The sequence below is a fragment of the Clostridium frigidicarnis genome, from assembly GCF_900111985.1.
GTDB lineage: Bacteria > Bacillota > Clostridia > Clostridiales > Clostridiaceae > Clostridium_Z > Clostridium_Z frigidicarnis.
This window is the reverse complement of the sequence record NZ_FOKI01000015.1, coordinates 84,539-98,668: the sequence shown is the minus strand read 5'-3', so window position 1 is coordinate 98,668 and position 14,130 is coordinate 84,539. Positions and strand designations below refer to the sequence as shown.

The following is a 14,130-nucleotide window of genomic DNA, read 5'->3' as shown; positions in this document are numbered from 1 at the left end:
CCTTTCATCACTTTGAGATGCCTCAATGTGACAATATGCGGTATTAATCCTCCTTTCGGAGGGCTATCCCCCACTACAAGGCAGGTTGCCCACGTGTTACTCACCCGTCCGCCGCTAGATTGTTTCCGAAGAAACTCTCTCGCTCGACTTGCATGTGTTAAGCACGCCGCCAGCATTCATCCTGAGCCAGGATCAAACTCTCAATTTAAAAAGTTTAATCTCTTAGCTTTTCGCTAATTATTTACTGTAAAAGAATTGCTGGTTCTTTATCTTAATCTGTTCAATTTTCAAAAATCATTTGCCGAACCTGTCGACGAGATTAATAATATCATATTTATGACATTAGACATAATTTTTTATATTCAAAATTTGTATATAGATATCTATATTCTCTTTTTTTCTTTATAATGCTATTTATATCTTATCTTGATACACGTGGATATGTTTCCTTGGAATAATTTACTTTAATCTTATAAATTATTATTCTATCCTATAATTTCACAAAGTTATTCATAAATTTAAAATCTATAATATCCTATAGAAGAACAAAAGTGGTTACTCAAACTTTAATTGAGAATTGATTTTCCCATAAAAATATAGGATTAAAGATTAAATCATTAATTTTAAAAAACAATACAAAGAAAACATCATTAACTTACTTCTCACTATTAATTTGTAACTATATAAAGTTATTTATATAGTTATCCACCGATTTCGCTTTATTATAATTTACCTTTACTTTTCAAATATGCATTTATTTTATGAATTTCTTCTTCTTTATAATACTCCATTGGAATATCAAAGATTCCCTCTTTTGTTATTACTCTATAACATATCAACTTATCCTTTCTTAAAAGTTTTACTATTTTTTTTATATCTTTATAGTTTATTTTCTTTTCTTTTATAAGTTTATTTATACCAATATAATCTTTTTCTAATTTTACATAGCCTAACTTATCTCTAAGTAACATCCTAAATGCAAAGTATGCAGAAAAGGCTATTATAATTAAATTAAATACAATATATCCATTTCCTACCCTTACATTATTCGAAAATAAGTTATTTAATCCATATAATGAATTTATACATAAAATAGTAAATATTATCCCTAATATAATTTCTGTTCCTTTGGGCTTGTTAAACCTTATTATGTTACTTTTATCATTTTCAGTCTTTTCTTTATTTGATTTAGATTTTTCAGTACTTAATATATTCATAAATTACCCTCCTAGCAATAATACCATTCTTTTTATAGTTCTATTTTATTACATATTTTCCTTTTTTATTTCTATATTTATAATATTTTATTTAATTTTATCTTTCCCATTAAATTTAGACGAAAAAGAGGCCTTAAGGATTTAATACCTTAAGGCCTTTATGTCTATATGTTATTGTTCTATACCTTTAAAGTTCAAGAACTCATCATATGTCATTTGCTTATCTATCATTGAACCTGGTGTTAATTCTATTACTCTATTAGCAATAGTTTGTATAAATTGGTGGTCATGAGATGCAAATAAAATTACACTCTTAAAATCTATAAGTCCATTGTTTAAAGCTGTAATAGACTCAAGATCTAAATGGTTAGTTGGTTGATCAAGTATAAGCACGTTAGCACTTGATAGCATCATTCTTGATAACATACATCTAACCTTTTCTCCTCCTGATAAAACCTTAGCCTGCTTTAAAGCCTCTTCTCCTGAGAATAACATTCTTCCAAGGAATCCTCTTAAATAGCTTTCAGTTTGATCTACAGAGAACTGACGTAACCAATCAACTAAAGATAATTCAGAGTCATTGAAGAATTCAGTATTATCTTTAGGAAAATATGCTTGTGATGTAGTTACTCCCCATTTATATTCTCCACTATCAGGTTCCATTTCACCTGTCAAAATTTTAAATAGAGTTGTTACAGCTATTTCATCTCCAACAAGCGCTATTTTATCTTCTTTTCCAAGTCTAAATGTTACATTATCTAATAACTTAACTCCATCTACTGTCTTAGAAATTCCATCTACAAATAATATATCATTTCCAACTTCTCTTTCTGGTTTAAATCCAACAAAAGGATATCTTCTTGATGATGATGGAAGTTCATCTATTGTAAGCTTATCAAGTGATTTCTTTCTTGAAGTTGCTTGCTTAGATTTAGATGCATTAGCTGAGAATCTAGCTATAAAGTTTTGAAGCTCTTTTATCTTCTCTTCTTTTTTCTTATTTTGATCTTTTATCATTTGTGTTACAAGTTGGCTTGATTCATACCAGAAATCATAGTTACCAACATATAATCTTATTTTTCCAAAATCAACATCACAGATTTGAGTACAAACCATGTTTAAGAAGTGTCTATCATGTGATACTACTATAACTGTTCCCTCAAAATCTATTAAGAAGTTCTCAAGCCATGTAATAGCTTTGATATCTAAGTTGTTAGTAGGCTCATCTAGTATTAAAACTTCTGGTTTTCCAAATAAAGCTTGAGCTAAAAGAACCTTTATCTTATCATCACCTTTAAGATCACTCATTGACTTATTGTGAAGATCTGTTGCTATACCAAGTCCTTGTAAAAGCATTGATGCTTCCGCTTCTGCTTCCCAACCATTTAACTCTGCAAATTCACCTTCAAGTTCTGATGCTTTCATTCCATCTTCATCAGTAAAATCTGCCTTAGCATATAAAGCATCTTTTTCCTTCATTATTGCATATAGTCTAGTATTTCCCATTATAACTGTTTCCATTACTTCTTTATCATCATATTGATAATGATCCTGTTTTAAAACAGATACTCTTACATTCTTAGGTATTATAATTTCTCCTGTATTAGCCTCTATTTCACCTGAAAGTATTTTTAAAAAAGTAGACTTTCCTGCTCCATTTGCTCCTATAACACCATAACAATTTCCTGGAACAAACTTTAAATTTACGTCTTCAAATAATTTCCTTGCGCCGTATCTTAAACCTATATTACTTACTGTAATCATTAGCATTAACCTCTCTATAATAAATTTTATTTAAGTATTTTTAAACTTACAGCATATTATAACAAAAATTTTACTCTATGTCTAAGATTTAATTGTATATAACTCCTCTAGCTGTCTTTATCCTAGCTTGTATATATGATAAAATTTACCTGTAAAGTTATTTTATAAATCTACATTTGAAAAGGAAGTGATCTTATTAACACCTCTATAATTATGCTAAAAAAAAAGCTAAGTTATATAGAACTTTTTAAGTTATCAAATGCTGTTAGTGAAGAAACATCCAAATCCTTACTTGAATTAAATATTAAGGAGAACTTTGTTTTTAATAAAATGATTTTTCAAGGCTTCTTTATAGAAAAAAATAATAAATATTATCTCAACGAAGAGATTTCTACTATATTTATGAATAGATATGGTAGAATACTTAAACTTAAATAATCACTTAATGCACATGAAAGAAAATATAAGACTCAATAAGTATTATTTCCTTATTGAGTCTTATTTATATTGTTAATTCGTTTTGGGCTTAATTATTATTTACCTTGTTTCTTATTAGAGTATGAATTTACATACATTTGTTTAATTTCAGATATTAATGGGTATCTTGGGTTAGCTCCTGTGCATTGATCATCAAAAGCTTGCTCACTCATCTCTTCTAATGTAGTATAGAATTTTTCCTCTGAAACTCCAAACTCTGATATTGTCATTGGTATATTAACTTTTTTCTTTAATTCATCTATAGCTTTTATTAGTAATTCTACTTTTTCATCATCAGTATTTCCACCAAGTCCTAAGTAATCAGTAATTCTTCCATATCTCCATTTAGCATTTGGATATTTATATTGAGGGAATGCTGCTTGTTTTCTTGGGCTATCTACTGCATTAAATCTTATTACTTCATCTATTAATATGGCATTAGCAACTCCATGTGGTAGATGGTGCATTGATCCTAATTTGTGTGCCATTGAGTGGCATACTCCTAAGAATGCATTAGCAAAAGCCATACCTGCCATACATGACGCATGAGCCATCTTTTCTCTTGCTTTTATATTAGTTGTTCCTTCACCATATGCTTGTGGTAAATATTTGAATATTAATCTTATAGATTCTAGTGCTAATCCATTTGTAAACTCAGATGCAAGTACTGATACATAAGCTTCTATACCATGAGTTAATGCATCTATTCCTGATGCTGCAGTAAGTCCTTGTGGCATGTTCATCATAAGTTCAGCATCAACTATGGCCATATCTGGAGTTAATTCATAATCTGCTAATGGATATTTAACCCCTGTTTTTTCATCAGTTATAACTGCAAATGGTGTTACTTCTGAACCTGTTCCTGCTGAAGTTGTAACACATACAAGATCTGCTTTAACTCCTAACGTTGGAAACTTATAAACTCTTTTTCTTATATCCATAAATCTCATTGCTAAATCTTCAAATGCAACTTCTGGATGCTCATATAATGTCCACATGATTTTTGATGCATCCATTGCAGAACCTCCACCAAGAGCTATAATTACATCTGGCTCAAAGCTCTTCATTTCTTCTGCTCCTCTTCTTGCTGTATGAAGAGTTGGATCTGGCTCAACATCCATGAATACTTTAAATTCTATATTATTATTTTCTAATATATTAGTTATTTTATCTGCATATCCTAAATTGAATAATACTTTATCTGTTACTATGAATGCTCTCTTTTTACCCATATCTTTTAATTCTTGAAGGGCAACTCCTAAACTACCATATTTAAAATAAACTTTTTCTGGAACTCTAAACCAAAGCATATTTTCTCTCCTCTCAGCTACATTCTTGATGTTTAATAAGTGTTTAACTCCAACGTTCTCTGATACAGAGTTTCCACCCCAAGAACCGCAGCCTAAAGTTAAAGATGGTGCTAATTTAAAGTTATATATATCTCCTATAGCTCCTTGTGCTGCTGGCATGTTTATTATAGTTCTACCAGTTTTCATAGTAGCTCCAAATTTTTCTACTCTATCTTTACATTTACTTGTATCTGTATATAATACTGATGTGTGACCGAAACCACCTAGTTCAACTAGTCTTTCTGCCTTAACTAATGCTTCTTCAAATGAATTTGCTTTATACATTCCTAAGACTGGTGATAATTTTTCATGAGAGAATGGCTCTTCAAGTTCAACTGATTGAACCTCTCCAATTAATACCTTAATATTTTCTGGAACTTTAACTCCAGCCATTTCTGCTATTTTATTAGCTGATTGACCAACTATTGCTGCGTTTAATGCACCATTTTTAAGAATTACTTCTCTTACTTTATCTATTTCATCCTTCTTTAATATATAAGCGCCTCTTTCTTTAAGCTCTTTTCTAACCTCTTCATATACATCTTTTATAACAATTATTGATTGTTCTGATGCACATATAACTCCATTATCAAATGTTTTAGATAATAATATTGAGTTAACTGCCATTTTTATATGAGCTGTTTCATCTATTATAGCTGGTGTATTTCCTGCCCCAACTCCTATAGCTGGTTTTCCTGATGAGTAAGCAGCTTTAACCATTCCTGGTCCACCTGTTGCAAGTATTATATCTGCTTCCTGCATTACTATTTGTGATAATTCAACTGATGGTTCATCTATCCATCCTATGATTCCTTCTGGAGCTCCAGCTTTAACAGCTGCTTCTAAAACTATTTTAGCTGCTTCTATCGTTGCACCCTTAGCTCTTGGATGTGGTGAAAATATTATTCCATTTCTAGTTTTTAAAGATATTAATGCTTTAAATATTGCTGTAGATGTTGGGTTTGTAGTCGGTACTATTGCTGCAACAACTCCTATTGGTTCTGCAATCTTTGTTAACCCAAATGCTTCATCTTTTTCTATAACTCCACAAGTTTTATCATCTTTATATTTATTATATATATATTCTGAAGCAAAGTGATTTTTTATAACTTTGTCTTCAACTATTCCCATTCCGCTTTCTTTAGCTGCTACTTTAGCCAAGTGAATTCTAGCATTATTTGCTGCTATGGCTGCTTGTCTGAATATCTCATCAACTTGTTCTTGAGAATATGTAGAAAATTTTCTTTGTGCATCTCTTATTTGTTCTAATCTTTTCATTAGTGTTTCAACATTATTTACTTTCATTAATATTCACTCCTTAAATATCGTGCTAATTTTACTATCTCTATTATTTCTATAAATTATAATTTGCTTTTAAAATGATTCTATAACAACTATTTGTTTACTTCTAAAGTTTGATAGTTATTTAACAAACAATTTTAAAAAATAAATGTTTTTTACTATAACTTTATTATATAATTATAATCTAATACACTATTTCTTAAATTCATGCATTTCTTACTAATTTACTTTTCTTAGTGCTTTGTTTCATACACCTTATATTGTTAATATTATCACATACTTCTGCTAGTGTAAACACATTTTTAAATTTTTGTGGGTTTATAAATTTTCAATCTCTTGAAAACATTTTCCCTTGGTTTATTTTGTAGTTTTTTTAACAATTCATTAAAAACAAATAAATTAGTGACAAATTTTTGAGTGACAAGTGACAAGTTGAGGTTGGTTTTTCTAAACAAAATAAAGAAAAACATAATTAACTCTATTGTAACTTGTCACTTACTGAAGATTATCACTGATTAATTTCTTTCTATATATTCTTTTGGAATATAACTTATAAATCTACTTTCACTGTCCATTCTTTCTTCTCTTCCATATTTATGTTTATGTCTTAATAAATACAGATTATTTTTTGCTCTAGTTATGGCTACATAAAATAATCTACATTCTTCTAAAATATTATTTTCCTTTATACTTAAATAGCTTGGAAAAATATTTTCATTTAAAGCTGGAAGAAACACAGTATCAAATTCTAATCCTTTTGCTTGATGAATTGTTATTATAGGCACCTTATTTTCCTTTGAAAAACTTCTATCTATTTCACTATTAGATAATGATGTTATAGTAAGAAGTCTTATAAGTGAATCCTTGGAACTTAAACTTAAATCATCTCCATTTTTAAAAAACTCATAAAGTTCCTTTAAGTTCTCTATTCTATTTAATTCCTTTTTACTTTTATATATACTCATAATATCACTTAATTCATATATTTTTTCTAATATAACATGTGGTCTTACTTCTTCCATTAAACTACTTATCTTATCTATTTGAAACTTTAATTCTTTAAATCGTTTGTTGTACAGCCCCATAATAGACATTCTTTCTAAAGATGTTTCATTCAACTTTTTTACCATATGAATTAATATATCTTTAGTTGCAAGAATATCATCCATGGCATTATGACTTGGTTTTATCTCTACTTTTATAAAATTACTTAAAGTTTCTAACTTATGATTTTCTAAATTAGGATAAAGTTTTCTTGCCATATCTAATGTGTCATAATAACCCTTAATATTATATTTATTCATTTTTAATCTTCTAAGTTCACTACTAAGTATTCCTAAATCATATTGTATATTATGTCCAACTATGATTTTGTCTTTAATAAACTCTAAGAATTCTCCTAAAACAGACTTAGCTTCACGTCCATTTTCTTTTAAATATTCATCACTGAAACCATGTACTAAATAAGAATTTTCAACACTTTTTTTAGGTTTTATAAATTCTTCAAACTTAACCATAGAGCCATCTCTATTTATTTTTATAGCTGCAATCTGTATTATTTCATCACTAGTTATATCTATTCCTGTTGATTCTACATCAAATACAACTACCTCTCCACTTGTCAAGCCATCACATAACCTTCTATATGGTTCCCCAAGTTCTATGGTACTTTCTTCAAGAAAATCTGTGAGTCTTATACCTAAATCCTTATTTTCTCTTTTTTCAATATATTCTAAGGTTTTATCTCCCACATTAGATACATAATTTAAAGCTATCCTTTTCATACTGTTAATATCATATTTGTTTAGTGAAAGTTTTATATAAGCTAAAACATCCTTTATTTCTTTTCTTCTAAAGAATTTAAACTCCTCAACTAAAAAACAAGGTATCCCTTTTTTCTCAAGTACATTAGAATATGCTACATTCATTTTATTGTTTCTTGTGAGTATTGCTATAGAACTAAGTTTATCTCTATAATTTTTATGAATTTTATCACAAATAAAGTTTGCCTCTTCATCTAATGTATTGAAACATTTATAGCTTACTTTATCTCCATTTATTTCAGAATAGCTTTTTATTTTTTTATGTTTTAGTAAATCATCTTCAATAATATACATACTTCTTATTTTTTCTATATACTCTGACGATACCTCTATTAATGTTTTTGTTGATCTATAATTTTTATCAAAAAATATCTCTTTAACTGGGTTAAAGCTTTCTTTAAAATCCTTTATTATTTCAAATGGCTTTGATCCTCTCCACTGATATATAGTTTGATTTGTATCTCCGAAAAAACTTAATTTTTTATTTAGAGCTAGTTTTTTTATAATTTCATATTCTAATATAGAAGTATCCTGGACCTCATCAACTTGTATGTATTGGAATTTTTCTCTCCACCTATTTAAAGTGTGTTTATCCTCTAATAATTCATATACCTTTACTACAAGATCTGAAAAATCTAATCCATGTCGTTCCATTAGCATATCATCATATTTTTTAACCAAACCATATCCTCTTTTTTTTAGTGCTCTTTCTGTAAATCCATTATCTTTTGAATTAAATTTTTTAAAGAACTTGTCCCCTTTGAGTTTTATAAATTCTTTTGTAACAAACTCAATATCATTTCTATATTTAGCATCTATTTCTATAGAAAAATGCTTAACTTCATATATGAAATTGCTTAACATATATAAATCCATCTTAACTCTACCTAAAATTTCTTTTATTATTTCATTGCAATCTTCTTCATCAAAAATCAAGAAATCCTGAGATATATCAGTATTTCTTTTTGCCTCAGATTTTATAATATCAAAACAAAATCCATGAAAGGTCTTCACCTTTACTTTCAATCCATCTCTTCCTAACGTAGTTATAATCCTTTGTTTCATTTCATTACATGCTTTATTTGTAAAAGTTAAGCATAGAATCCTATCTGGAAAAACACCATTGAATATTATATTAGCTGTTCTTAAAGCTATAACTTTAGTTTTTCCAGTTCCAGCTGGAGATAACGTTAGAAGATTAGAATTTATATCATTTACAACGTCCTCTTGGTTTTCATTTAATTTATCTAATTCCCTTAAATAATTTTTGTTTTCCATTTACTTCACTCCAAATTAAATTAAACATTTACTTACTACTAAGTTCTATAGTTTCTTTTGGTAATATTGTACCCTGAAAATTTTTATCCTTAATTAATTTGTTTTTCTTTAGCATTATAAGGAAAACTGATGTAACAACTACTCCTTTGAGAATGCTACTTATGCTTATACTCCACCATACGCCATTCAGCCCTAAAAGAGCTGTTGAAGATAGTAATATTGCAAATGGAACCCTAAGTCCAGTTAATATTATACTGATACTTGCTGGTATATACGTTCTTCCTATACCATTAAATGCACCTGCTGTTGTTATTTCTATGCACATAAACAGTTGAGAATATCCTAATATTTTTAAATATTCTTTTCCGTAACTTATAGCTTCTTTTTCAGGTATAAATATTGAGAATATAAATTCCCCTCCAAATATAAGAAGTAAACTAGTTATCCCCCCAACTACAATTGCCATCATTATGGTTGCTTTATATCCTTTTTTTATTCTATCATATTTTTTAGCCCCATAATTTTGTCCTACAAAGGCTCCTAATGCTGTTGAAAATCCTCCTGCTGTCATCCATGATATAGCTTCTATTTGTGAACCAACCTTTTGTACTGCTATAGGTACTGGCCCCCATACTGCTATTACCCTAGCAATTAAAATAGTGAATAATGTAAATAATCCATTTTGAAATCCAGATGGAAGTCCTAATTTACATATTGTTTTTATAGTTCTTATATTAGGCCTTTTAAATATATTAAACTTTAAATATTCTTCCTTACTTTTTAAGATAATAGATATAAAATAAATTACTACTACACATTGTGCAGCTATTGTTGCCAGTGCTGCTCCTAAAACCCCTAATTTAGGAAATGGTCCTATGCCCATTATTAATATAGGATCTAAAACTATATTTATAACTAATCCTACTGCATTGATAACAAAAGGTATTCTACTATTACCTGCTCCATTAAAAATAGCTGTAAATACAGGTATCATACAAGTTATACTCATAGCACTTCCTATGGCTAATAGGTAAACTTCTGCCATTTTTATAACTTCTTCGTTTCCTAACTTAAAAAATCCTATAAACTCTTTTTTAAATATAATTACTATAATTGAGTAAATAATAGAAAGTAATATATTTATTTGAATAGCACTTACTATATAATTTTTTGCTGCCTCATCGTCATGTCTACCTAAGCTTTGAGAAACTTTTATTTCTACTCCAACCTTAGATACCATAGCTAAGGATGCTGCTATCATAGCAAAAAATCCTGCCGTACCTACTGCTGCAACCTCGTTACTTCCAACTCTACCTATCCAAATCATATCAGCCATATTATAAGCTATTTGAATAAAAGATGTTGCCATTATAGGTATAGCTAATTTTACTAATTTCTTTACAATTGCTCCTTCTGTCAAATCAATTCTCTTGGCCATTAAATTTTCCCCTCAAATACCATAGCTATATGCTTTATTTTTTCCTCTAAAAAAACTTCTCCACACTCTTTAAACCCTAACTTTTTATAAAAGTTTACAGCATTAAGCTGAGAATTTAGTTTTATTTTCTTATCCTTTTCTCTATTACATAGAGATATTATAGTATTCATAAGCTCCTTTCCATAACCTTCTTTTCTAAATTCTTTAATTACAGCAATTCTACCAATTTTAAAATCCCCATTATCATCCTCTACTATTCTTCCAACAGCTACAGGATTGTTTAAATGATAAATTACAATATGAGTAGCTGTTTCATCTTCATATCCCATTTCATTTTCATAAGGTACTCCTTGCTCTTCTACAAAAACCTTTTTTCTTATATACTCTGCATCTTTAAAAAACATTGCATTTTTCCCTATAAACACTTTTACATTCATTTATATCACATCCATTCATTAATAATATTACATAATAGATTATAACAACAAAATTAGATATATAAAATCTATATGTCTAAAATAACATAATAGATTTTTGAAAATCAACTCACGATAAAATAACAAAATAATAAGACACTCAACTCGCTATGAGTGTCTTATTATTTTGTTATTTAAGCTTTAAAACTTACATTGTCATTATAAAATCTAATAATTTTAAGACCAACATAAGATAGTAAGTTTCATTATTTATATTAATTTCTTCATAATTTTTTACTTAAAAATATAAATATTACTCTTTCAACAAAATATTATTTACTTTCTGTATGATTTTGATTAACATTACTTATAAGTTATTACTATTGATTTATCTACAGGTTTGAATCCATAATTTTTATATAAAGCCACACTTTTTTCATTATTACATTGAGTTGTAAGTCTTACAGTTTCTGCGCCCTTTTTCTTAAACCAATTTAGTGCATCTTCTAATAACATCTTACCAATGCCCTTGCCTTGATAAGATGGATCAACAGCCATTCTATTAAGATATCCTTCACCTATATGAGGTCTATATCTATAAAATGCAAATGCTACTATCTTTCCTTCATCTTTTAATGCTATAAACCTAAAGTTATTGTCTTCATTAGTTAAAAGTCTATATAAACTATTTTTATTTTCTCTCCAAATCTTATCAAAAGCCCTGCAATCTAAAGAATTTATCTCCTTTAAGTCAGCACCACTAACTTTCTCTAGATTGTTACAGACCTTAAAATTTTCTTTTTCTAAAATCTTCTCATATACTATAAGATCTTCTTTTATATTAAAGCCCTCTTTTTTTAATATATGAACCTTGTCTTTTGGGGCTTTATAAATTACAAACCTATCATAATGTTTTCTATTGTATTTTATCCATTGACAAATTTGTTCCATTATTTCATCACTTATATCACAATTAATATTAAGCATTATTTTTCCTAAAAGTTCACCATTTTCTATTTTGTTTCCTAAAATGCATATAAACGCTTTTATAACTCCATTTTCCTCTAAAACCATAGCTCTATTTTCTTCTATTGTTCTCTCTATTTCTGGGTTAAAGAACCTATCATTTAATATAAAATAATTATTTACAATTCGTCTATCAATTTTACTTGCTTTTACTAATCTCATATAATACCCCCTTATACTTATTATACTTCTTGCTTTAATTATATAATATGAATTTTCAGAATACAATTTACAATTATTTTGTTATAGGTTAATTATTGCCTATATGATCTTATTTACCCTTATTTGCATTAATTAATACTGTTTTGTATATTTAATTGTTTTGTATTTACAAAAAGGATAGATGTACATATATTTTGCTCACCTATCCTTATAATTATTACTTTTTTTAATTTACTCTTATATAATTATGTACATTCAAAAAAATAACAAGTCAAATATACTAACATACTGACTTGTTATTTTTTTGAATGTGCCTTATTAAAATTTCTAACATCTTTTCTTTAAATCAAGTTATATAAATTTTAATGGCTCCATAGAATAACTCTTCATTCCGTGATATTCTTTCTACCACCTAAATGTTAGAGACTTACTCTATTTAACCTTATAATATATATTTCTATAAAACTAATTAATGCCTTTTAATGATATTTTATTTTTTGTAATAACTTTATCAAAAATTAAAAAACATGTAATGGAAACTATAAAAGTTACACTTTCTGAAAATGGCACTGTTGCCCATACACCTTTTAGTCCAAACATTTGAGGAAGGAAAATTAATCCTGTAAATATCCCTACAAATCCTCTAGTTATAGAAATAATGCTTGATGATTTTACATTTTCTACAGCTTGAAAATATGCTAAATTTACTGTATTAATACCCTCTATTAAAAATGATGTGAAATATATGTATATTCCTGTAACTGTTATTGAAACAAGCTTTTCTCCATCATTGCTAAATATATTCACTAAATTCCTTGGGAATAAGATTCCTATTAATAAAGATACTCCTCCTAAGGTAAAAGCTGTTACTCTAGCTATAAATAAGCACTTTTTTACCCTATCATATTTTTCAGCACCATAGTTTACACTAAGTATTGGCTGTATTGCCTGAGCTGTACCATTAAACACACCTCTGCATATTATCGCAACATTAGCAATAATTCCGTAAGCTGCAAGTCCAATACTTCCACTTAAATATGATATTACTATATTAAATGCAAATATAACCACACCTGCTGAAATTTCAACTATAAATGAAGGAAACCCATTTAATATAATTCTTTTCATTATTCCAAATTTAATTCCCTTAAATGAAAGTTTAAGCATACTTTCTTTTTTAATAAAATGTGTTGAAAGCATTAATAGACTGGTAACTGGAGAAATTGCTGTTGCTAAAGCAGCACCTTTCATTCCCATGCCCATTGGAAATATAAATATATAATCTAACACTATATTTACTAAGCTAGGAATTATCATACTCCACATAGCAAGTTTAGGAGATTTATCATTTCTTACGAAGACATTTAACTCTCCAACTAGCACAAACCCTATACTCATTGCCATTATTATCCTTAAATATTCTTTTACAAGAGTTATTGTTGAAGCATCAGCTCCTAAAAAATAACATAGTTTATCTAAAAATATCGTTCCTATAAGTGTATATATCCCTCCAATTATAACTGACAATATAAGTGCATGAGTAAAAATTTCATTTACCTTATTATATTTTTTCTTTCCTATACAAACAGATATTGCAGCACCACCACCCATTCCAAATAAGAATGCTGTTGCATTAAACAAACTAAAAACTGGAAGCACTATATTTAAAGCTGCTAATCCTTCACTTCCTAATCCTTGACCTATGAACATAGTATCGAAAAAAACATAAGATGACATTCCTAAAACACCTAATATAGATGGTATTGCATATTTTATAAATAATTTTAATACATCGTCTTCTAAAACATCTATATTTCCCTTCATATGTACCCCTCCCTTAGAATTATTAACCATACATAATTCTAAAGGTTATAGTAA

General features: G+C 28.1%; 9 protein-coding genes and 1 rRNA gene. 1 reads left to right on the top strand and 9 read right to left on the bottom strand.

All coding sequences use genetic code 11. The annotated features are described in order from the left end of the window. From BM119_RS10815 to BM119_RS10805, 3 genes are all read right to left on the bottom strand, one after another. Nucleotides 1-208 (bottom strand): 16S ribosomal RNA (locus BM119_RS10815); the annotation flags it as partial. A gap of 514 nt (nt 209-722) precedes the next feature. Next, entirely contained in the window at nt 723-1,217 is a 495-nt protein-coding gene (locus BM119_RS10810; RefSeq protein WP_090041372.1) for a hypothetical protein, read from the bottom strand. A 171-nt stretch (nt 1,218-1,388) separates the two neighbouring features. Beyond that, nucleotides 1,389-2,981 (bottom strand): ABC-F family ATP-binding cassette domain-containing protein, encoded by a 1,593-nt coding sequence (locus tag BM119_RS10805; protein ID WP_090041370.1) that lies wholly within the window; start codon nt 2,979-2,981, stop codon nt 1,389-1,391. A 213-nt stretch (nt 2,982-3,194) separates the two neighbouring features. On the opposite strand from BM119_RS10805, the gene BM119_RS10800 reads away from it, so the two are divergent. Then, nucleotides 3,195-3,419 (top strand): hypothetical protein, encoded by a 225-nt coding sequence (locus BM119_RS10800; protein ID WP_090041369.1) that lies wholly within the window; start codon nt 3,195-3,197, stop codon nt 3,417-3,419. A 95-nt stretch (nt 3,420-3,514) separates the two neighbouring features. Here the strand turns inward: BM119_RS10800 and adhE are convergent, their stop codons facing one another. The 6 genes from adhE to BM119_RS10770 form a co-directional block, all read right to left on the bottom strand. Next, the gene (gene adhE, locus BM119_RS10795; RefSeq protein ID WP_090041367.1) at nt 3,515-6,112 is read right to left on the bottom strand and encodes a bifunctional acetaldehyde-CoA/alcohol dehydrogenase; all 2,598 of its coding nucleotides are present in this window, start codon (nt 6,110-6,112) and stop codon (nt 3,515-3,517) included. A gap of 512 nt (nt 6,113-6,624) precedes the next feature. Next, complete coding sequence (locus BM119_RS10790; RefSeq protein WP_090041366.1) at nt 6,625-9,210, bottom strand: 3'-5' exonuclease; 2,586 nt, start codon at nt 9,208-9,210, stop codon at nt 6,625-6,627. A 28-nt stretch (nt 9,211-9,238) separates the two neighbouring features. Next, entirely contained in the window at nt 9,239-10,648 is a 1,410-nt protein-coding gene (locus BM119_RS10785) for an MATE family efflux transporter (RefSeq protein WP_090041364.1), read from the bottom strand. Next, complete coding sequence (locus BM119_RS10780) at nt 10,648-11,085, bottom strand: GNAT family N-acetyltransferase (protein ID WP_207647679.1); 438 nt, start codon at nt 11,083-11,085, stop codon at nt 10,648-10,650. Before BM119_RS10780 ends, BM119_RS10785 begins: the two co-directional genes overlap by 1 nt. A 342-nt stretch (nt 11,086-11,427) precedes the next feature. After that, nucleotides 11,428-12,252 (bottom strand): GNAT family N-acetyltransferase, encoded by an 825-nt coding sequence (locus BM119_RS10775; RefSeq protein WP_090041363.1) that lies wholly within the window; start codon nt 12,250-12,252, stop codon nt 11,428-11,430. 465 nt (nt 12,253-12,717) lie between these two features. Continuing rightward, entirely contained in the window at nt 12,718-14,076 is a 1,359-nt protein-coding gene (locus BM119_RS10770) for an MATE family efflux transporter (protein ID WP_090041361.1), read from the bottom strand. Nucleotides 14,077-14,130: the final 54 nt, after the last annotated feature.